Origin of the sequence: Luteithermobacter gelatinilyticus, assembly GCF_005849285.1 — a bacterium.
GTDB classification, from domain to species: domain Bacteria; phylum Pseudomonadota; class Alphaproteobacteria; order Sphingomonadales; family Emcibacteraceae; genus Luteithermobacter; species Luteithermobacter gelatinilyticus.
The window spans coordinates 2215668-2235772 of sequence record NZ_CP040517.1; the positions used below are offsets into that span (position 1 = coordinate 2215668).

Sequence of the window (20105 nt, forward strand, 5' to 3'; positions counted from 1 at the left end):
CTTAATACCGTGCGCCTGCGCTCTCGGCCCGGGCCGCATATCTTTTTTATTGACCGATATCATTAAATATGTAAATTAATAAACCGAACGGTTGGTCAATTCAAGAAAATAAAAATTCCAAACCTGAAACAGGCCGTCATTTTAGGCTATACTATCAGGACGACCAATCCAAGCATTCAAGTGACAAAACAGGGTGGCCCTCCTCATGACTTATGACACCATTGAATTCGGGATCTCCGACGGCCTGGCCGTTTTGACTCTCAACCGGCCGGACTCTCTCAACAGTTTCAATACCCAGATGCACGAAGAAGTTCGTGATGCCCTCACCAGGGTGGAACAGGACGGCACTGTGCGCTGTCTGCTGCTGACCGGCAACGGCCGTGGCTTTTGCGCCGGACAGGACCTGTCGGACCGTTCCGTGGCGCCGGGCGATACCCCACGGGATCTTGGCGAATCCATTGAAACCAATTACAATCCCCTTCTGCGCCGGCTGATGGCCCTGCCCATGCCGGTCCTGTGCGCCGTGAATGGGGTCGCTGCCGGCGCCGGCGCTAATATTGCCCTGGCTTGCGATATTGTATTGGCCGCCCGATCCGCCAAATTCATTCAGGCCTTCTGCAAAATCGGCCTGATTCCGGACAGTGGCGGAACCTATACCCTGCCGCGTCTCGTAGGACAGGCCCGCGCCATGGGGCTAGCGATGCTGGGGGACGCTATTACGGCAGAGCAAGCCGAAAGCTGGGGCATGATCTGGAAAGCGGTGGACGATGATAAGCTTAAGGATGAGGCTCTGGCGCTAGGCCGACATTTCACGACCCAGCCCACCAAGGGACTGGCACTCATCAAAAAAGCCATCCGCGCCAGCTTTGATAACGATCTGGACACCCAGCTTGACCTGGAACGTGACTTGCAGCGAGAAGCCGGTTTTACTAAGGACTATCAGGAAGGCGTGGCTGCTTTTCTGGAAAAACGCAAACCGGTCTTCAAGGGGGAATAGGTCATCTCAGCACCGGCTTTGCCGCCTAACCAGAAGTCCATGAAATTGTTGCAGTGCGACAAATATTCGGGCAGACTATTATTTTATATCTAAAATAAATCTGTTGAAAAATGAGGTTCACTCGACCATGACTGCTTTGACGACGACTTCCCCCATCGCTGTAATCGGCGCCGGCACCATGGGTGCGGGCATTGTTCAGGTGGCGGCCACTGCCGGCCATGACGTTTATATTTACGACACGTCGCAGGAGGCCATCGAACGCGGTCTGGCGCAGATCGAAAAATTCCTGGCCCGCTCCGTGGAAAAAGGCAAACTGGAGGCGGGCGAAAAGGCGGCCATACTGGGCCGGATCAAAAAAGCCGACACGCTGCAAGACCTGGCCCCAGCCAAACTGGTGATTGAGGCCATTGTTGAAAATCTCGATATAAAACGCAAGGTATTCGGGGAACTGGAGGATATTCTGGCTGAAGACGCCATCCTCGCTTCCAACACGTCCTCTATTTCCATTACGGAAATCGGCGCTACACTGAAACGCCCCGAAAATCTGGTGGGCATGCATTTTTTCAACCCTGCCCCGCTGATGAAACTGGTGGAAGTGGTCCATGGTCTCGCGACCGACGCCAAGGTGGCGGAAACCGTGTTTGATACTGCCACGGCCTGGGGCAAAAAAGCCGTCCACGCCAAATCCACGCCTGGATTTATTGTCAACCGGGTGGCCCGGCCTTTCTATGGCGAAGCGCTGCGTATTCTCCAGGAAGGCGGTGCCGACATCCCGACCATCGATGCCTGCATCAAAGAAGCCGGAGGATTCCGCATGGGGCCGTTTGAACTGATGGATCTGATCGGCAATGATGTAAATTTTGCGGTCTCCAACTCTGTCTATAACGCCTATTTCCAGGATCCGCGGTTCAAACCTTCCCTGATCCAGCAGGAACAAGTGGCCGCTGGCCGGCTGGGCCGGAAAAGCGGTCAGGGCTATTATGATTACCGCGAAGGGGCGAAAAAGGCCGAACCGCACACCGCGCCTTCTTATCCCGCGCCCGAAAAAGTCACCGTGCTGGGTGAAAACCCGATCCTCGATCCTCTTATCGACCTGGCCCGGGAGGCCGGCATCAAACTGACGCACGAAGAAGACAGTCCCGAAACCGGCTTCCGCATTGGCGACCTGTTGGTCGTCCTGACCAATGGTGCCACGGCGACCGAAATGACCGTGTTGACCGAGGAACCCACTGTAGTCTTCGACCTGGCATTGGATTACAAAGCCGCGAGCCGCATTGCCATTGCCAAGGCCGACCAGCTGACCGATACGGCCTATGAAGCCGCCGCCGGTTTTTTCCAGGCGCTCGGCAAACAAGTCAGCATCGTGGATGACTGCCCGGGTCTGATTGTGATGCGCACTCTGGCCATGCTCGCCAATGAAGGAGCAGACGCCGTTCATCAAGGCGTCGCCACGCCTGAAGCCGTTGACATCGCCATGGAAAACGGTGTCAACTATCCTAAAGGCCCCATGGCCTGGGCACAGCAGGTGGGACTTTCCCACATTGCCGAAGTGATCGACAGTCTTGCAGTCTTTTACGGGGAAGACCGCTATCGTCTGTCCCCCTTCCTGCGCCGGGCGGTGATTGCCCAGAGGGACATCGTATGAGCGGTCCCGTCACCTCAAATACCGGCGCTGTAGATACTGGCGCTGTCCCGGCCGAAAAGGATCTGGTAGAGGCTATTGCCCGGGAGTTATCAGCCCGCAAGACCCTGGATGATCTTTTGGGCGTGAAACTGCTGGAAATGGCGGCAGGATATGTAAAAATGCGCATGACGGTTACCGACCGCATGACCAATTTTTACGGTTCTGCCCATGGCGGTGCCATTTTTGCGCTTGCCGACAGCGCCTTTGCTTATGCCTGCAACAGTGGCAACCGCATCACGGTTGCCGCCGGCTGCTCCATCGAGTATCTGGCCCCGGCCCATCCCGGCGATGTGCTGACGGCCACAGCCCGGTATCGGGGCGGCGTCGGTCGTCAGGGCATATATGACATTGACATACATAATCAGGAAGGCCGGCTGATTGCCACATTCCGGGGCAAATCCCATTCCACCAAAGACAGCATTCTGCCTGAGGCACAGGCCCTCCCCCCTTCCGAATAAGCGCAGTTTAAGGAGAATTAACATGACCGAAGCTTTTATCTGTGACGCCATCCGCACCCCCATCGGCCGCTATGGCGGCGCGCTTTCATCTGTGCGGGCAGATGATCTGGGCACCATTCCCTTGAAGGCGCTTATGGAACGCAATCCCGATGTGGACTGGTCACAAGTGGATGATGTGATTTTCGGCAATGCCAACGGCGCTGGCGAAGACAACCGCAATGTGGCCCGCATGTGCGCCCTGCTGGCCGGTCTGCCCGTGACCGTGCCCGGCAGCACCATCAACCGACTGTGCGGGTCCGGCATGGACGCCGTGGGCACTGCGGCCCGGGCCATCAAGGCCGGGGAGACCGATTTGATGATTGCCGGCGGCGTGGAAAGCATGTCCCGCGCCCCCTTTGTTCTGGCCAAAGCGGAAACCGCCTTTTCCCGCAATGCAGAAATTTATGACACCACCATTGGCTGGCGTTTTGTTAATAAACTGATGAAACAACAATATGGCATCGACAGCATGCCGGAGACGGCCGAAAACGTGGCCGAGGATTTTAACATCAGCCGCGAGGACCAGGACAAGTTCGCCTATAATTCCCAAATGCGCGCCGTTGCCGCTCAGGAATCCGGCCGACTGGCTGAGGAAATCGTGCCTGTCACCATTCCCCAACGCAAAGGTGATCCCCTCATTGTGGACAAGGACGAACATCCGCGCGCAAATACCACGCTTGAAGGACTGGCCAAATTGCCGACCCCTTTCCGCGAAGGCGGCACTGTTACCGCCGGCAACGCCTCCGGCGTCAATGACGGGGCCTGTGCTCTGATCCTCGCATCCGAGAAAGCCGCAGCGGCCAATGGCCTCACACCGAAGGCCCGCGTTGTCGCCATGACCACCGTGGGGCTCGAACCCCGTATCATGGGTTTCGGACCGGCCCCCGCCAGCAAAAAACTTCTGGAAATGACCGGCCTCAGCCTGGACCAGATAGACGTGATCGAACTTAATGAAGCCTTTGCCTCCCAAGGGCTAGCCGTGCTCAGGGATCTGGGCCTGCCGGACGATGCGGAACACGTCAACCCCAATGGCGGGGCCATTGCCTTGGGCCATCCGCTAGGAATGAGCGGGGCGAGGCTGGTCACCACCGCCATGTATGAACTGCATCGCCGGGGAGGCCGTTATGCCCTGTGTACCATGTGTATCGGCGTTGGTCAGGGCATTGCCATGATTATCGAAAAAGTCTGAGCCACCACAAGAAACAAACCATCGGAAAATACAGGGGTATATCATGTCTGACAAAGCCAAAACCCTGGGCCCCTATGAGCCCATCGAAGTTGCCAGCCGGGATGAAATCAGTGCGCTTCAGCTTGAGCGTCTGAAGTGGTCCGTGCGTCATGCCTATGAGAATGTCGCCCATTACCGTAAGGCATTCGACGAGGCAGGCATTCATCCGGATGACCTTAAGGACTTGTCAGACCTGGCCAAGTTCCCCTTCACCACCAAAAACACGCTGAGGGACAACTATCCTTTCGATATGTTTGCCGTGCCCATGGAGCAAGTGGTGCGCATCCACGCCTCCAGCGGCACCACCGGCAAACCCACCGTGGTTGGCTATACCCGCAAAGACATCGACACCTGGGCCACACTGGTCGCCCGCTCCATCCACGCGGCTGGCGGCCGACCCAGTGACAAGGTTCATGTGGCCTATGGCTACGGGCTGTTTACCGGCGGGCTCGGCGCTCACTATGGGGCCGAAAAACTGGGCTGCGCCGTGATCCCCATGTCCGGCGGCAGTTCGGAGAAACAGGTCCAGTTGATCGGCGATTTCAAGCCGGACATCATCATGGTCACGCCCAGCTACATGCTGGCGCTGGCCGATGAATTCCGCCGTCAAGGGCTGGACCCGCGGAAAAGTTCTCTCAGGATCGGCATTTTCGGTGCCGAGCCCTGGACCCGGGCCATGCGGGATGAAATCGAGGAAATTTTCGACATTGATGCCGTGGACATTTATGGCCTGTCGGAAATGATGGGACCGGGCGTGGCCAATGAATGTGTGGAAACCAAAGATGGCCCGACCATCTGGGAAGATCATTTTTATCCGGAAATCATCAATCCGGAAACCGGCGAAGTGCTGCCCGACGGTGAGGAAGGCGAACTGGTTTTCACTTCACTGACCAAGGAGGCCATGCCCATCATTCGCTACCGGACCCGTGATCTCACCCGGCTTTTGCCCGGCACCGCCCGCAGCATGCGGCGTATGGACAAGATCACCGGCCGCAGCGATGATATGATGATCATTCGCGGAGTAAACGTCTTCCCCAGCCAGATCGAGGAAATCATCCTGGAAGATCCGCGGCTTAGCCCCCATTACCAGTTGGTGATCGACAAAAAGGGGCCGATGGACATCCTTACGGTTAATATGGAAGCCGCCGATGCATCCATCAGCCTGGAAGACCGCGAGGCCGCCGGCAAGCTGGTGGCCAAACATGTCAAGAATCGTATAGGCATCTCCGTCATCACCAATGTCAACAGTCCCTGGGCCGTTGAACGCTCGGAAGGTAAGGCCAAACGGATTGTGGACCTGCGCAAGAAATAGGTTCACTAGAGTGAATTGAGCCAATCTATGCACAATTCACTCTAGAGTGACCAGTCATTACGGTCGCCGGCGGGACAATCCATGCCTGCCGCCTGCGGACCGCCGCGCTCCTCCTACCGGCCGGTGAATTCAGGGCGGCGTTTTTCGAGAAAGGCGCTCACGCCCTCTTTTTTGTCCTCACTGGAAAACAGGACACAAAAGGCGCGACGCTCAAAGGCCAGCGCGTCTTTGAGCGGCATATCCTCGGCTGCAAGCACGCTTTCCTTGATATAACGGAGCGCCAGTGGGGACTTGCGGCTAATCTTGGTGGCCAGTTTTTCCGCCCGGGCCATAACCTCATCGGACGGTACCACCTCGCTGACCAGGCCGCAGGCAAACGCGGTCCGGGCATCAATAAACTCCCCGGTCATGGCAATTTTCATGGCCACCGCCTTGCCGGCCATACGGGTCAACATCTGCGTGCCGCCCGCTCCCGGCATAATACCCACATTGATTTCCGGCTGGCCAAACTGGGCATCCTCACCAGCGATGATGATATCCGCCCGCATGGCCAGTTCATTACCCGCCCCCAGGCAAAAACCATTCACGGCCGCGATCAGAGGTTTGCGGAAACTGCGGATCATTTCCCAGTAATCGACCCGCGGATCATAGGTCGCATCCACCGCCGTGGCGTCTTTCATTTCATTAAGGTCTGCCCCGGCCGCAAAAATTTCCTTGCCGCCCGTGACAATCACACAGCGCAGTTCGGGGTCCTTGTCCGCATCGATCAGCGTATCGGCAATGGCCTTCAGCAACGAGGTCCTCAGCGCATTGCGGGCCTCGGGACGGTTCAGGGTCAGAATCCAGATGGCCGGGTTATCTTTGTTAACCAATAATTCTTGTTCACTCATTGTTACACCTGTTGTTCAAATTTTTCAGACATTAAACCGTTCAAAAAAAGATCCACAGCCAGATCGGCAAACTGCCGCACGCTCAGCGGGCCATTTTCATCAAACCAGGTATAGGTCCAGTTGATCATCCCCATAAACGCCATGGTCACCGGCTTGCGGTAGTGAGGGGTGTCCTTGAGCCGGGGGTTGATATCCTGAATAAGCTCCAGCACAATATTCACCACATCATCCTGCATTTTACGGATTTCCCGCTGTTTATCTTCCGGCAAACAACCGATGTCATTCAACAGAATGACATGCTGCGAGCCCGCATTGATGTAAATCGACATAAAATTCTGTACCAGTTGCCGGAAACGCTCTTCCAGGGGGCCCGGCGCGTCCCGATATTTCCGGGCACAGTCCAGCAGCTCCTCCACATGATAGGACATGATATCAAAAAGGATCGCTTCCTTGGACGGATAATAATGATACAGCCAGGATTTTGACGCATTGCAGGCTGCCGCAAGTTCGGATATGCTGGTTCGGGCATAGCCCTTTTCCGCAAAAAGATTGGCGGCCTGCTCCAGAATATTACGCCGCCTGTCATCATAATCCGCTGCCTGAGTTCTTGCCATCTGGTCTCTCAATTTTTTTGTTATGTTACGTAGTCCCCTGCGCCTACTTTGGCAGAATTCGGGACAAAAATCAAAACTTAGACCGGATATCCGGTCTATTATTTTTCATATGTTCCGTCATCCTGCGCCGTTTCCCGGACAGAAGGCCAAGCTTTTCGTTCAGGTCCGAAATATGTTGCTGTCTGTTGTAGCGCCTCAAGGCAGTCCTCTCGCCTCCAGTTCGCCTTCAGCCGGGCGGCGATGATCCCTGTCATATGGGCGGTGCCCAGACTCGCCCCGGCAGCCTCAGGGGTATCCGGCGCAGAAGGCACAATTCCCCGGGGGCAGGCCCCAAAGTCCGCCTGGGCCGAATTGAGATAGGAATATTCATGGGGAGCGCAGCGGGCATCCCCGGTGGTGCGGATCACCCCCGCATATGCCGCCGGATAGACTGCCGCACCCCGCGCCGGTGATGCGGCACAGATCACAACCCCCGCCGCCACCGCCCGGGCACAGGCTTCCGAAAGAACCTGCCGGTCATGGCGCAGGCCAAAGCTCATATTGATGACCTGAACCCCACGGCTGACCAGCCAGTCAAGCGCCGCAGCAACCACCACCGGAGCCGTGACTGCGCGGCCGTGAAATACCTGGGCGCTCAGGATTTCCACATCGGGCGCATGAAACGCAATGACCCGACTGATGGCTGTGCCATGCCCGAGACGGTCTGGACGTACGGCCATATCCTCCACCCGACCCGCCTCATCGAGCATAAAAGCCCGGCTGTCCACGACCCGGGACGACAGTTCAGGGGCCACGCCGCTGTCGATCAGGCCGACCTTAACCATGCCCGTCCTCCGCCACGAGTTTCTCCCGTAGCCCTCCCCGCTCCATGATATAGGTTCGGTCCGGACAGAAGGCGGCAAGGGGTCGGTGACTGATGACAATCAGGGTCACCCCCGGCATGGCACCTTCGATGGCGCGAAGCAGATCGGCTTCCGTGTCCCGGTCAATGGCGGACGTGGCCTCATCCAGAATAACCACTCTGGGCTGACGCAGCAGCGTCCGCGCCAGCGCCAGGCGTTGTTGCTGCCCACCGGACAACATGGCGCCCTTTTCCCCAACCAGCGTGTCATACCCGTCCGGTAGTTCGTCGATGAAGGTATCGAGACGCGCCAGGCGGGCCGCCGCCTTCACCTGTTCCAGGGAGGCGTCGCGCCGGCCAAAGCGAATATTGTCGGCGATGGTTCCCCTGAACAACTGCACATCCTGGCTTACCAGGCCGATCAACTGTCGGATTTCTTCCGCCTTCAGGCGGCGCAGGTCCACCCCATCCAGATAAATGGCGCCCTGATCCGGGACATAATGCCGGCATAACAGGTCCATCAGTGTGGTCTTCCCCGCCCCGGACGGTCCGGTAATCAACACCTTTTCCCCACGGCGAATGCCGAGATTGATATCTTTAACCCCCTGCCCGTCCCGGCCAGGATGGGTAAAGGAGACCCCTTCAAGCCGCAGTTCTCCCAAGGCCGTTTCCCCCAGATGCTCTGGCGCCTCCGGGTCACGCACCTTCACCGGTTCGGCGCGAACTTCTCTCACCCTTTTGAGACTTACCATCATACGTTGCCAGCCCACATAGAGACCGAGAAAAGTCTGCACCGGCCCCGTCGCCCGGGCCATATAGGCGGAAAAGGCCACCAAGGTGCCGACTGTCGCCTCACCTTGAATCAGCAGATAAGCCCCAGCGACAAAGACCGCCGCCGTCGCCACTGTGGTCAAAAGCCCCGGCACCCCGGACGTGACGTGATTAAGGATCTGCAACTTGAGAAGGCGATCCAGATATCCGCTGTTCAGTTGGTGCAGACGACGTCGTTCTGCCTCTTCCACGCTCATGGTCTGAATCAGCTTGACGCCCATAAGGCTTTCCATGAGATAACTGACAATGTCAGAAGATTTTTCGCGCACCTCACGGGTCTGTCGTTCCACCCGCGGCCTCAGACGTTTCAAGAACCAGACCTGCACCGGCAACAGCACAAACACCACCAATGTCAGTTTCCAACTCAAATACAACATCACCAGAAGACTGCCCAAAAGGGCCAGCAGGCCATTGACCACTGCCAGCAGGCTGTCGGTGGCAAACCGCTGCACTTCGGCCACATCGCCATCCAGCCGGTTCAGAATATCCCCCCGTCGCCATCGGGCAAAAAAATCCGGCGCCAGACGCAACAAATGGGCATAGACATCTTCGCGCAGGCGAAACAGGATACGCCCCGACAACGCCACATAAAGCCAACGATTAATGCCGCCCAGCACAAACACCACCACCGCCATCAGGACAATTAGCCCGGCAAAGGTAATCACCCGGTTAAGGTTTCCGGCGATCAGGCCCTCATCAATCAGGAGTTTGGTAAAATAGGGCTGCGCGAGGGCAAACAGGGTCATGATGGCGGCCATCAGCATCACCATCAATAAGTGCCCTGCCTCCGGCCGGATAAAGGACATCACCCAGCGGCGAATCTGTTTTTTATCCTGATCATTCAGGTCCTGGAAACGGGTCATGACAGCTCCAGCAAGTTGCGATACGCCAGCCAGTTCAGCGCCGTACCGATATGTTCCGGCGCCTGGTCAAGCTGTTGCGCGAGCGTAGAAATATCCTGACATCCCTGTTGGTAGAGGTCCAGCAACGTCACCAGTTCCACCCCAGCAACCTGCCATACCCCGCGCGGATGATCGGGGGTCACCACCACCTGCGCCGCCTCAACGATCCCGTTGCACACGACCGGTTTTGTCTCGATCTGTGCCGGCGCGGACAATGGCGGTGGATGTGATGCTGCCCGGAGGGGCAGATCATGGCGTTTTTTCCAGAAATGACCCTTGGACCAGCGCTGTTCCTGACGATAAAATTCCTGTTGACTGCCCAGCAGCCGGACAAAGGATTGTTCCATACGGCTTTCATAATACGCCTGCGCCAGCGCCCGGTTTTCTGGTTTGCGAAGCCAGGTATTGACCACCGGTACAGCGGCAAGTCCGCCCCCCAGCGCCTCGAAAATACCGTGACCGGACAACGGATCCATCGCTACGGCCGCATCCCCCACCCGCAGGCTGCCCAGCCCAATCAGTGGGCGACTGATGCGGCTTGCGGCATGACGCACCTTAACCTCTCCTCTGGCTTCGGCATCTTTCAGGAACGGCCATATCGCCTTCAAGCCTTCGGCAAGGCCTGTAAAATATTCCCCCAGCCGTGCCCGGGGCGGCAGATCTCCCCGCTCGCTATCGACAAAAATTTGCAAAACAGCTTTGCTTTTTTCGCCCGACACAAACCAGGCCCAACCGTGTTCAAAACTGGCCACTGCCGTCATCGGCCGAACGTGACGCGGCAGGACGTAAGGCCGATATAGCGCCGAAAGCGGCAGAGTGATCTCGCGCCCCCTATTTTGGGACAACCCCAGGGCAAGACCCGATTTTTGGCCCTGACCGGCCTCCCGTCCGCGCGCTTCCACCAGGTAATCTGCCTCATACACATATCCCCCAGCAGAAACCTGCCAACTTTTGTCTTTCAGAGACACCCCGCCCGCGCTGGCTTCCACCACATTCACATGACGCCGGGCCGCATCCCACAGAAGCGCCTGATCAAACAAACGGCGGTTCAGGATATATTCGTGATTGACACGGCGCCGCGCGCCACCCCAGGAGACTTGCCTAGGCACCCGCGGCCCCACACTGTCCAGTGCGGCGTCCAGCCGGTGGGCTTTCAGGGTTTCATATCCCCGCTCAGACAGCCCTTCCCAGGCATCAAAGGGCCGCATGCGGGTAATCAGCGTGACATGATGCCCAAGATCTGCAAGCCCCACCGCCGTCATCACCCCGGCCGGGCCACCCCCCATCACAATGATGACCTTGTCTTCCGCCACGCGTTCTGTGCCTCCTGTCCCTGTTCATCTTATCGGGACATAGCACAGATTGAGGTTGTGATAAACAGCGGGATCACCCGAGCGCCCCTGTACCGCTCAACACATTTCCGGCAAACACATTTTATGTCACTTTGAGACAAGCTTTGTGCCATGGTCACGATATAGTAGACTGCGAGTCTATGGATGCGGGCATAAAAAACACCGTCACCGCGAGTCCCGAAAGGGGCGCGATGATCCATAAGCGGTAAGATGCAGGATAGCCTGGATCGCATCGCGGTGTGTGCCATGACGATGCCAAGAACGGCAAGGAAAAAGGAACTGGGTCAGGAGCAATAAATGTCAGGGTTGGTCACGGAAAATCAGAAAACTCAGGGACTGAAATTTCTGTCGCATAACGCCCATGAAGTCCGGGTCGGAAACCGCAGGATTCTGTTCCATATTCCCACCTCTTCCCTGTTTGACCTGGATGAGGTCACCGGCGATGTGCTCGACCTGTTTCGGGAAAAGGGGGACGTTACGCTTGAGGACCTCAAAGGCCGTTTTGCCGGGCGTTATAGTCCGGAACAGATTCTTGACGTGCTCAACGACTTTCAGGACATGCAGATCATTTCCGGCAAAGGAGCGTCCCGCCCTGATTATCCAGCCATCAAGATCGAAAACTACCCGCTCAGCACCATCATCCTGAATGTGAATACCGGCTGTAACCTGGGCTGTAGCTATTGTTACAAGGAAGACCTCACCACGCCTGCCAGAGGCGAACGCATGGATCTGGACACCGCCAAAAAATCCATTGACCTGCTGTTTAAGGAAGGCCAGAACCGTGACCGCGTCAATGTGGTGTTTTTTGGAGGCGAACCGTTAAGTAATATGCCCCTCATCCGCGGCGCCGTGGAATACGCAGAGGATCGGGCCCGAAAAGAGGGCAAGAAGGTAGATTTTTCACTCACCACCAACGCCACACTTTTAACCGAGGATATTGTTGATTACCTCAACGCCCATAACTTCGGCATCGCCATCAGCATGGATGGCCCCAAAGCCATTCATGACAAGAACCGTAAGACCGTTGGCGGCAAAGGAACCTATGACGTGGTGGCGCAGAAGGCAAGAATGTTGCTGAACAGATATACGGCGCGGCCGGTGGGCGCACGGGTGACCCTGACGGCCGGGGTTACCGACGTGATCGGCATCCATCATCACCTGAAAAACGACCTGGGTTTCGCCGAGGTGGGCTTTGCCCCGGTGACCAGCGGCGAGATCGCCATTTTCAACCTGAACGGCCCGGAACTGGCGGAGGTATTCGCCAATATGAAACAACTGGGCCGTCAATATCTGGATCATGCCCTCGAAGACCGCAATAACGGTTTTTCCAATATGCATCAATTGATGACCGATCTGTATGAGGGCACTAAAAAGGCCCTGCCCTGCGGCGCAGGGATCGGGCTTCTGGCCGTGGACCATGAAGGTGAACTGAATCTGTGTCATCGCTTCACCGGATCCGATGTACCCACCTATGGCAATGTGGAGACCGGCATCAACAAACCGGAACTGGGCGCCTTTCTGGAAGCCCGGGCGGAACGGGATGGCACCTGGTGTGATACCTGCCGTATCCGCAATCTGTGTTCCGGAGGCTGTTACCATGAATCCTACGCCATGTATGAAGATCCGCAGCACCCCACCTATCACTATTGCGACCTGATGCGCGACTGGGTAGATTTCGGCATTGAGGTCTATGCCACCATTCTGGACAAGAATCCGGGATTCTTCGAGCGGCATGTAAGCCCCAGAGTGGTGCTCAACACCGAACGCAGCTACAGCGTCCTCCCTGCGAATTAAAAAGGGAGCAGGCTTTAAAAAGAGGCCTAAACTGGGCGATAAAAATTTGTGATATTTTTATGCCCCCTGGCAAAATAATATGCTGCCTGTATGTTTCTTTACAGAAATAAAAACCAAAATTATTTCTGATCTGCGTTATGTCTTGCCCCCTTCTGCTGATATTGCCATATATATTTTATACAAAATATCATTCCACCATAAAAACAGGACAGGCATCATGACAATAGGCGTAGGCGGTTCCACCATCGAAGCAGAACTGGACAAACTTTCCGACATGACGGCGGATATTGTGCCTATTGATATAGCAGAGTTTCAGGCCCGTCTGGACAAAGCCCGTACCCTGATGAAAAGGCAGGGACTGGACGCCATTTATCTCAATGCCGGCACCAACATGACCTATTTCACCGGCACCAAATGGTATGCCAGCGAACGCATGGTCGGGGCAATCCTGACGGCCGACGGATCGCTTACCTATATTGCGCCGGTCTTTGAGATCGGCACGCTCAAGGACTTCATGGTGATCGACGGGCCAATCGCTGGTTGGCAGGAACATGAAAGCCCCTATGCCCTGTTTGCCAGTCGGCTCAAGAACATGGGACTTCAAGGCGGGCGCATCGGTCTTGACGAGGCGACGCCCTTTTTTATTGTTGATGGTCTGCGTCAAGCCGCCCCGGCCTGTGACTTTGTCAATGCGACCCCCGTCACCGCCGGCTGCCGGATGATCAAAAGCCCCGCCGAAATTGCTCTGATGCAGCGGGCCAAAAACATGACGCTGGAAGTACACAAGGCCGCCGCCCGTATCCTTCGCCCTGGCATTTCCACCACGGAAGTGACGGCCTTTATTCATGAAGCCCATAAAAAGGTGGGGGCTCCCGGCGGCTCCAGCTTCTGTATCGTGCTGTTTGGCGAACCCACCGCCTACCCACATGGGGTTAAGGATCCCCAGATCCTCAGGGATGGCGATATGGTACTGATCGACACCGGATGTCTGTTGCATGGGTATAATTCCGATATCACCCGCACCTATGTCTATGGCCCGCCAACCGACCGTCAGCGCGAGGTGTGGAATATCGAAAAAGCGGCGCAGGCAGCAGCCTTCGAAGCGGCACAGATCGGTGTGCGCTGTGGCGATGTGGACCGGGCCGCCCGCACCTATCTGGAACAGCAGGGATTCGGTCCCGGCTATGACCTACCCGGCCTGCCGCACCGGACCGGCCACGGCATCGGCCTGGATATCCACGAATGGCCCTATCTGGTCCTGAGCGATGACACCCCGTTGGCCCCCGGCATGTGTTTTTCCAACGAACCCATGATCTGTATCCCCGGGGAATTCGGGGTCCGGCTCGAAGATCATTTTTACATGACCGAGGACGGGCCGCGCTGGTTCACAACCCCCAGCCCCAGCATTGATGACCCCTTCGGGCTTGGGCAATAGGCTTTTTCCAGAACAACACCCCCGTCATCTACCATGTTTTTTATTGGCGGGACGTTTTATTTATGGGCTGGATTGCCGCCTTCTCGGCAAAGACGTAGGAAGGGGCGGCAAAGACGTAGGAAGGGGAGGCAAGGACGGTGACGAAGGGGAGACAATAAAGACGCTCCCTACTCTCCTTCCGCCTCGCGGATCTGTTCATGATGGCGGATGACTTCCCGGATGATAAAATTGAGGAATTTTTCGGAGAAATCAGGATCCAGATGCGCCTCTTCCGCAAGCCGGCGCAACCGTTCGATCTGGCGCTTTTCACGTTCCTTATCGGCGGGCGGCAGATTATATTTCGCTTTGTATTCCCCGACTTTTTTGGTGATCTTGAAACGTTCCGCCAACATATAAACCAGGGCGGCATCAATATTGTCGATACTTTGCCGATAAGCCGTCAGCTGGGCTTTAAGCTGTTGCTGGTCCGGCATGTCCCTGTCATTCATATGGCGTCTCCTCTGCTGTGGGTGGTGGCAAACTGTTGTTCTGTTGAAGCAAAATTTACCCCTTCGCGCAAGTTTTTTGACGCGGCCACCTCTGACCCCTAGTGTGAATTGTGCATAGGTTAGCCCAATTCACTCTAGCCGGCCTGCTGCGCCGCCCGTTTGCCGCCCAGCCGGGCCCGCAATTTTTCCTTATCTTCCGGTTCCAAGCCAATCAGAATAAGGCTTGCGCCATACAGAAAAATCAAAAGAGGAATACCCAGGAAAACGCCCCACCCATGTATCAAATCCAGCGGAATGAAATTCAGGGCCTGATAAAAAATGCCGCTGCAGATCAGCGCCGCAAACGGCACTTTGAACAGTTTGGCGCTGAACATCCGAATTCCGAACAGGCGACGGATGAGATAAAGCCGAATGGCATTCATGGTCATATAGGTCAACATCAACGCCAGCGCCACACCGCTTGCATCCATGCCAAATAATTGCGTGAAAATCCAGGCCATAAGCACATAAAGCGGGATCATCATCAGGGAAATCGCCGGATTATACAGTGGGTTACGATAAATCAGCGGCAGATCCGATGTGCCAAACCCGCCATTAATGGTCTCCCCGATCATCAGCATCAGGAGAATGGTTCCCCCCATGGCCAGAATGCCCGTTTGCGTATCGCCATTGGCCACGGCGGCAATCACCGCCTCGCCATAAAAACCGGACCAGACCACTATCAGACACTGCACCATCAAAATCCAGCGCGACACCATAACCATATGCCGCTCGACCCGGGGATAATCCCGGCGCACCAGGCTGCTGGACATCACCGGCGCAAGGATCGGATAAAAGCTCTGATAGATTTTTTCCACGCTGGTGGCAAATTGCTGGGCGATGGTATAGACACCAAGCACCGCTTCGGAAAAAAAGAATTTTACGGTGAAAATATCCATTCGCATGAAAATCAGCAGGGCCATGTCATGAAAGGCGGTCGGGGCGGAAAAATTGGCGATTTTCAGGATCAGGCGGGGACAGGGGCGGGCAGAAAGGAAACTTTTCAGAGAATACAGATTAAACAACCCCCACAAAGCCACCGCCAGCGCCGAGAATAGCGCCACGGCATAAGCCATGAGCAATCCGTATTCATGATAGCCCAGCGCATAAAACAGCAACATGCTGCCCAAAAGGACATAAGGCTCCACAATGCTGCGGGACCAGACCTCATAACGCATCTTGCGGGTCGCCCGGGTCCCCGACAGCAGAACATCAACCGATGTGATCACCAACAAAATGGGCGCCAGGGTCTTGAGACCGGTTACCATTTGCGGATAATCAAAAATCTCTGCCAGAAAATCCGCCGAAAAAATCAGCAGCGCCGTCAGAATTCCCCCCACAGTCAACGACCAGCACAGGGCCGTAAGGATGACCTGCTCCGGACAATACAGCTTGGCATAGGCCCGGTCATGAATAAATTTAAATAAGGAGCGCTTCAGTCCGAACGTGGCGAACGCCGCGGCGATTTCAATGGTGGTAATGGTATAATTGTAACGGCCATAAAGTTCATTGCCGAACAGGGCCACAGCCAGAAACAGAAATGGCAGACGCGACCCCAGCCGGACCAGGAACCCGGCAAAATTGGCCCCGGCGCCACGGGCAATATCCTTTTTGTCCTTTTCCTCGCCGGGCTCTTTCCCTGCCTCCCCGCCCATCGCTGCGGACAAGGCCTGTTCGTGATTATCACTCGGGGTCATGATTTATCCTTATCCCCTTATCTTTATCTTTTTTTTCTGACCCTTTTCTTTTTTTCCACGGTCGGGGAAAGGATATCGACAAACTCGCTCAGCGCCTTGCCGGTTACCTTTTTCGTTCCCACCCCGGTTTTGTATACCAGATCATATTCGGCAATGTAACGATATCTGTTCAGCGAGGGATATGCTTTTGCCAGCATGCGTTCCAGGCTGCCCATATGGTCGTTCAGCCGGAAATGTTCTAATTTTTTGGTCAGAGTCAGGGTCCCTTCCAGCATACTATCGCCATTCCTGGCGGACAGGTGAAGTTTCACGGGATATTGACCAAGTTCTTTATCTTCCCCATAAACCAGGGGCGTCACCCTGATGTCCCTGAACCCGTCAATGATATCCTGGGCCCCGCGCAAATACAGCATATTTTCCTGCGCGCCTTTCGGCAAGGTAATGGAAGACAGGATCAATTCCGGGCCGGCCCCATTGTCCAGAGAAAACACCCGGAGCCAAGTATCCATTAGCTTATCCAGGTTGTCATTCACCAAGACGCGCATGCCAAACCCTGCCCCCTGCCCCAGGGAAATCCACGGGCCATGTTCTTCGCCGCCCACTTCCGGTCCGATCCGGAAACGCCCCGTCGCCGTAAAGTAAGGAGCATAGGCCATCATCTGAATCTTGTCAGCTTTAAGATTTTTGCTGTTCTCCGGCAGCAAAGGCAAGGCCACAGGAAGATGGGACGTCAGGTCAAGCTCGACTTCCGCCGTCGTATTATGCAGTTTCAGCTGATAATCGGGATAGGCGCCGCGAATATAATGATCAACTTCGTCGCCGAAACGGATGTCGAATTTGTCTTCCGCATAGACCCAGTCCCCAAATGCCCGGCCGTTCTTAATAATATACGTGGCCCCATCCGGACGCACCAACGTTGCCAGCACGATTCCCCGGTGTTTGTTAAACGGCAGGTTGAGCACGGAAAACTGGGTCGTCAGCAGTGTGCCGTCCTCAAAAACAAAATACTGATCCCAGTATTCCTTGTATTCCTGGGCATCTCGCAATTCCGGTTTATGCCGGTCGGGGTGACGCGACTGTGTGTTCAGCCCATCGGCGAAACCGGACTGAACAGAGAGGGACGAGGCAAAAAACAGAAACAATAAGGCCACCGCCTGCCGCTTCAGAATACATATCTTCATTCAGGAATTACTCCGCAAGTGCGTCTCTCAGCCGGCTTGTATAGAGTGTATTATATCTTTTCTGTTTCTGGACAAGCGCGAAAAGCACAAGGTTCAAGACCGCAATTTCAAACCAGAAATACCATAAAGGTTCTTTGAAAATACAGGCAATAAATATGGCAAAAGTGCGGTAGTTGGCGCACATCACAGACCATACTTTCACCGACCGGGCAAACGTTTCCCGATACAGCCGGCGCATTTCGGCATGTCGGTCGGGATGTTTGAGAAAAATTTCATGAATATGCCGCCGCTGTTCACAGGTCACCCCGGAAAAGGCATATTGCATTTTTACATACCCGCAATTGAGCCAGAAGGAGAGTCCCTGCACCCCCCCATTAGTGGGTTTTTTCAGGTCGTGAGGGTCCGGCAGGCGCGCAGAAGCCTTGCCATGCCCCCAATAATCATATTCCTGACGCTGAACTTCATAAGCGCCCGATTGAATGGCGTGGGATGCGCCGGCGCCCAGCACCACGATCCAGACCCAAAGACCCAGTTCCGCGGACAAGGCCAAAGCCAGCCCCACATAAACGGAAATGAACACGACATAATCACAAATCCCGTCGATCACCTTGCCGAATTCCGACTGGGTCTGTGTCAGTCGCGCCAGCTGCCCGTCCGCACCGTCCATGATATGCCAGATCAACATGAACGCAAAACCGGCCAGGGCAAAAGCGGTGTTCTGATATTGTGAATAGGCCACCCCTGCCAGAACCCCCGAAAACATACCACTAAGAGAGACCGCATTCGGGCTGACCCGCAAACTGGCCAGCCGGGGAACCAGCCAACTGCTGATGGGGTGAATGAGATAAAGATTCGTAAACTCCTCTATCTCACTGGTGCGTTTTACTGTTTCTGACATGATACCTGATTATATTATTAGAAAATCTTGGTTTTTTGGAAGGTTTTGACAAACTCCTCGCTGGTCGCCTCCATCAGATTTTTCGCATGGTATATGATTCTGATCTGATGAACAAAGAAAGTAATGATGCCGTAAGCACAAATAAAAATGAACCCGGCATACCAGGCCCCGAACAGGCCAAAGGGGATGAGCGCCCACATCTGGGTATTGCGTCGCCCGCCAATTAGACGAAACTTACGATCAAACGCCCCAGCATCACAGATCTGCCGATCTGACATGCGGCGGAAAAATTCGGCCTGAATTTCATCGGCCAGATGGAACAGCACCAAAGCCCCGGCAAAAACCCACGGCGCAAAGCCGTAAAGCGTGGACAAATAGCCGCCAATAGCAAAATACCAGCCATACTCCACAACCTTGTCCACCACATGTTCGATTTCCCCGATCTTGGTCTGCATCAACTTGGTACGGGCCAGTTTACCGTCAACCCCGTCCAGAACCCCGACGACCAGAGCCCCGGCCAGGGCAATCCCCATCTGCCCCGTGGCAAACAGATACATGATATAAAATCCCAGAATACCGGTCGCCACCGTAACCTGGTTTGGGGTGATAGGCAGATTGCAGATGTTTTTGACAATCCAGTTTTCTATGGGGCGATGAATAAACCAGGCCGGCCAGTCCAGGGTTCCTTTCTGGGCATTTTGCAACAACGCCTCAGTACCTTTTTCCCCGTCACGTTTGTTTAAAATCGGCAACCAGAGAATTTCCACATCCCGACGGCGGTTGGCGAGATACAGCGGGAGGCTGGAAATATTGAAAATTTCGCAGTCATTGGACACAGCGATATGCTCCAACGCGTCTTTCAGCGTTTCCAGACTGTTCAGTTTGTCCGCATGGGTCTGCATGGTCTGGCCTGAAATCAGCGCCACCGAAGCAAAAATTGTCTCTTCACCCCGCAAGGACAACGGAATACCGTAACTGGCTTTTTCTTCGGGCATATAGTTCCGGTCCATTACCGCAATCACAGACCCCGACTCATGACCGGCCACAGCTCCTAAAATCCGATCGTCCACCAGCACCCCTTCTTCCAGCAGAAGCCATCTGTCCAGCTCATGATTGCTTTCCAGCAGTTTGACCGGGGCTTCCTTGGTACGATGGATAAAAACCTTTTCAGGTTTGTTACGATAAGACAGAACGGCCTTTTCGAACTCGCTCACAAACCAGTCGGTAATCAAATGCACTTCCTCAACGCCATATCGCTTGAGAAGCTTAAGCTGGCGTTCCAACAGCGTAATCCCTCCAACGGGGATCAGGTTGCGCGCGAGTGTGCTCTCTGTTTCGGATTCCTGCCCTGTAATCAGGATTGCCTTATTCGCCATATTTTCCTCGCCTGTTTGCCCCAATCATGCCTGTTATGTTGCAAAAAAT

The 20105-nt window shown here is 55.3% G+C and carries 17 protein-coding genes; 7 read left to right on the forward strand and 10 right to left on the reverse strand.

Going from position 1 to position 20105, the window contains the following annotated elements:
• Nucleotides 1-205: 205 nt before the first annotated feature.
• From paaG to paaK, 5 genes are all read left to right on the forward strand, one after another.
• Nucleotides 206-997, forward strand: coding sequence for a 2-(1,2-epoxy-1,2-dihydrophenyl)acetyl-CoA isomerase PaaG (paaG, locus tag FE788_RS09955; protein ID WP_138380496.1), 792 nt, complete (start codon nt 206-208; stop codon nt 995-997).
• 127 nt (nt 998-1124) lie between these two features.
• On the forward strand, nt 1125-2642 hold the full coding sequence (paaH, locus tag FE788_RS09960; RefSeq protein ID WP_138380497.1) for a 3-hydroxyacyl-CoA dehydrogenase PaaH: 1518 nt from the start codon (nt 1125-1127) through the stop codon (nt 2640-2642).
• Nucleotides 2639-3139, forward strand: coding sequence for a hydroxyphenylacetyl-CoA thioesterase PaaI (gene paaI / locus FE788_RS09965; RefSeq protein ID WP_138380498.1), 501 nt, complete (start codon nt 2639-2641; stop codon nt 3137-3139). The genes paaH and paaI overlap by 4 nt, the downstream gene beginning before the upstream one ends.
• Before the next feature lie 22 nt (nt 3140-3161).
• Complete coding sequence (gene pcaF / locus FE788_RS09970) at nt 3162-4367, forward strand: 3-oxoadipyl-CoA thiolase (RefSeq protein WP_138380499.1); 1206 nt, start codon at nt 3162-3164, stop codon at nt 4365-4367.
• A 43-nt stretch (nt 4368-4410) separates the two neighbouring features.
• Nucleotides 4411-5718 carry a phenylacetate--CoA ligase PaaK gene (paaK, locus tag FE788_RS09975; protein ID WP_138380500.1) on the forward strand — a complete coding sequence of 436 codons (1308 nt, stop codon included), beginning with the start codon at nt 4411-4413 and terminating at the stop codon, nt 5716-5718.
• Nucleotides 5719-5831: 113 nt separating this feature from the next.
• Here the strand turns inward: paaK and FE788_RS09980 are convergent, their stop codons facing one another.
• The 5 genes from FE788_RS09980 to qhpG all read right to left on the reverse strand — a co-directional run bounded on the left by FE788_RS09980 (nt 5832) and on the right by qhpG (nt 11109).
• A complete protein-coding gene (locus FE788_RS09980) occupies nt 5832-6608 on the reverse strand; it encodes an enoyl-CoA hydratase-related protein (protein ID WP_138380501.1) in 777 nt (258 codons plus the stop codon).
• A 2-nt stretch (nt 6609-6610) separates the two neighbouring features.
• Nucleotides 6611-7222: a TetR/AcrR family transcriptional regulator gene (locus FE788_RS09985; protein ID WP_138380502.1), complete on the reverse strand. Its 612-nt coding sequence runs from the start codon at nt 7220-7222 to the stop codon at nt 6611-6613.
• Nucleotides 7223-7320: 98 nt separating this feature from the next.
• Nucleotides 7321-8046, reverse strand: a complete 726-nt coding sequence (gene qhpE / locus FE788_RS09990) for a subtilisin-like serine protease QhpE (RefSeq protein WP_138380503.1) — start codon at nt 8044-8046, stop codon at nt 7321-7323.
• Nucleotides 8039-9757, reverse strand: coding sequence for an ABC transporter ATP-binding protein (locus tag FE788_RS09995; protein ID WP_138380504.1), 1719 nt, complete (start codon nt 9755-9757; stop codon nt 8039-8041). Before FE788_RS09995 ends, qhpE begins: the two co-directional genes overlap by 8 nt.
• Complete coding sequence (gene qhpG / locus FE788_RS10000; RefSeq protein WP_138380505.1) at nt 9754-11109, reverse strand: flavin-dependent monooxygenase QhpG; 1356 nt, start codon at nt 11107-11109, stop codon at nt 9754-9756. Before qhpG ends, FE788_RS09995 begins: the two co-directional genes overlap by 4 nt.
• 336 nt (nt 11110-11445) lie before the next feature.
• On the opposite strand from qhpG, the gene peaB reads away from it, so the two are divergent.
• Complete coding sequence (gene peaB / locus FE788_RS10005; RefSeq protein ID WP_138380506.1) at nt 11446-12942, forward strand: quinohemoprotein amine dehydrogenase maturation protein; 1497 nt, start codon at nt 11446-11448, stop codon at nt 12940-12942.
• 217 nt (nt 12943-13159) lie between these two features.
• Nucleotides 13160-14377 carry a M24 family metallopeptidase gene (locus FE788_RS10010; RefSeq protein ID WP_138380507.1) on the forward strand — a complete coding sequence of 406 codons (1218 nt, stop codon included), beginning with the start codon at nt 13160-13162 and terminating at the stop codon, nt 14375-14377.
• A 167-nt stretch (nt 14378-14544) separates the two neighbouring features.
• On the opposite strand, the gene FE788_RS10015 is transcribed toward FE788_RS10010, so the two are convergent.
• The 5 genes from FE788_RS10015 to FE788_RS10035 form a co-directional block, all read right to left on the reverse strand.
• On the reverse strand, nt 14545-14865 hold the full coding sequence (locus FE788_RS10015; RefSeq protein ID WP_246057911.1) for a chorismate mutase: 321 nt from the start codon (nt 14863-14865) through the stop codon (nt 14545-14547).
• A 134-nt stretch (nt 14866-14999) separates the two neighbouring features.
• Entirely contained in the window at nt 15000-16601 is a 1602-nt protein-coding gene (locus FE788_RS10020; RefSeq protein ID WP_138380508.1) for an oligosaccharide flippase family protein, read from the reverse strand.
• Nucleotides 16602-16624: 23 nt separating this feature from the next.
• A complete protein-coding gene (locus FE788_RS10025) occupies nt 16625-17782 on the reverse strand; it encodes a hypothetical protein (protein WP_138380509.1) in 1158 nt (385 codons plus the stop codon).
• 7 nt (nt 17783-17789) lie between these two features.
• Nucleotides 17790-18680 carry a CDP-alcohol phosphatidyltransferase family protein gene (locus FE788_RS10030; protein WP_138380510.1) on the reverse strand — a complete coding sequence of 297 codons (891 nt, stop codon included), beginning with the start codon at nt 18678-18680 and terminating at the stop codon, nt 17790-17792.
• Nucleotides 18681-18697: 17 nt separating this feature from the next.
• The gene (locus FE788_RS10035) at nt 18698-20056 is read right to left on the reverse strand and encodes a CDP-alcohol phosphatidyltransferase family protein (protein WP_138380511.1); all 1359 of its coding nucleotides are present in this window, start codon (nt 20054-20056) and stop codon (nt 18698-18700) included.
• Nucleotides 20057-20105 lie beyond the last annotated feature (49 nt).

Coding starts and splice junctions, on each gene's coding strand:
- FE788_RS09980 (WP_138380501.1), bottom strand. CDS start 6,608: ATGAGTGAACAAGAATTATTGGTTAACAAAGATAACCCGGCCATCTGG.
- FE788_RS10015 (WP_246057911.1), bottom strand. CDS start 14,865: ATGAATGACAGGGACATGCCGGACCAGCAACAGCTTAAAGCCCAGCTG.
- FE788_RS10020 (WP_138380508.1), bottom strand. CDS start 16,601: ATGACCCCGAGTGATAATCACGAACAGGCCTTGTCCGCAGCGATGGGC.
- paaH (WP_138380497.1), top strand. CDS start 1,125: ATGACTGCTTTGACGACGACTTCCCCCATCGCTGTAATCGGCGCCGGC.
- FE788_RS10035 (WP_138380511.1), bottom strand. CDS start 20,056: ATGGCGAATAAGGCAATCCTGATTACAGGGCAGGAATCCGAAACAGAG.
- FE788_RS10030 (WP_138380510.1), bottom strand. CDS start 18,680: ATGTCAGAAACAGTAAAACGCACCAGTGAGATAGAGGAGTTTACGAAT.
- paaK (WP_138380500.1), top strand. CDS start 4,411: ATGTCTGACAAAGCCAAAACCCTGGGCCCCTATGAGCCCATCGAAGTT.
- FE788_RS09995 (WP_138380504.1), bottom strand. CDS start 9,757: ATGACCCGTTTCCAGGACCTGAATGATCAGGATAAAAAACAGATTCGC.
- FE788_RS09985 (WP_138380502.1), bottom strand. CDS start 7,222: ATGGCAAGAACTCAGGCAGCGGATTATGATGACAGGCGGCGTAATATT.
- pcaF (WP_138380499.1), top strand. CDS start 3,162: ATGACCGAAGCTTTTATCTGTGACGCCATCCGCACCCCCATCGGCCGC.
- paaI (WP_138380498.1), top strand. CDS start 2,639: ATGAGCGGTCCCGTCACCTCAAATACCGGCGCTGTAGATACTGGCGCT.
- paaG (WP_138380496.1), top strand. CDS start 206: ATGACTTATGACACCATTGAATTCGGGATCTCCGACGGCCTGGCCGTT.
- peaB (WP_138380506.1), top strand. CDS start 11,446: ATGTCAGGGTTGGTCACGGAAAATCAGAAAACTCAGGGACTGAAATTT.
- FE788_RS10010 (WP_138380507.1), top strand. CDS start 13,160: ATGACAATAGGCGTAGGCGGTTCCACCATCGAAGCAGAACTGGACAAA.
- qhpE (WP_138380503.1), bottom strand. CDS start 8,046: ATGGTTAAGGTCGGCCTGATCGACAGCGGCGTGGCCCCTGAACTGTCG.
- FE788_RS10025 (WP_138380509.1), bottom strand. CDS start 17,782: ATGAAGATATGTATTCTGAAGCGGCAGGCGGTGGCCTTATTGTTTCTG.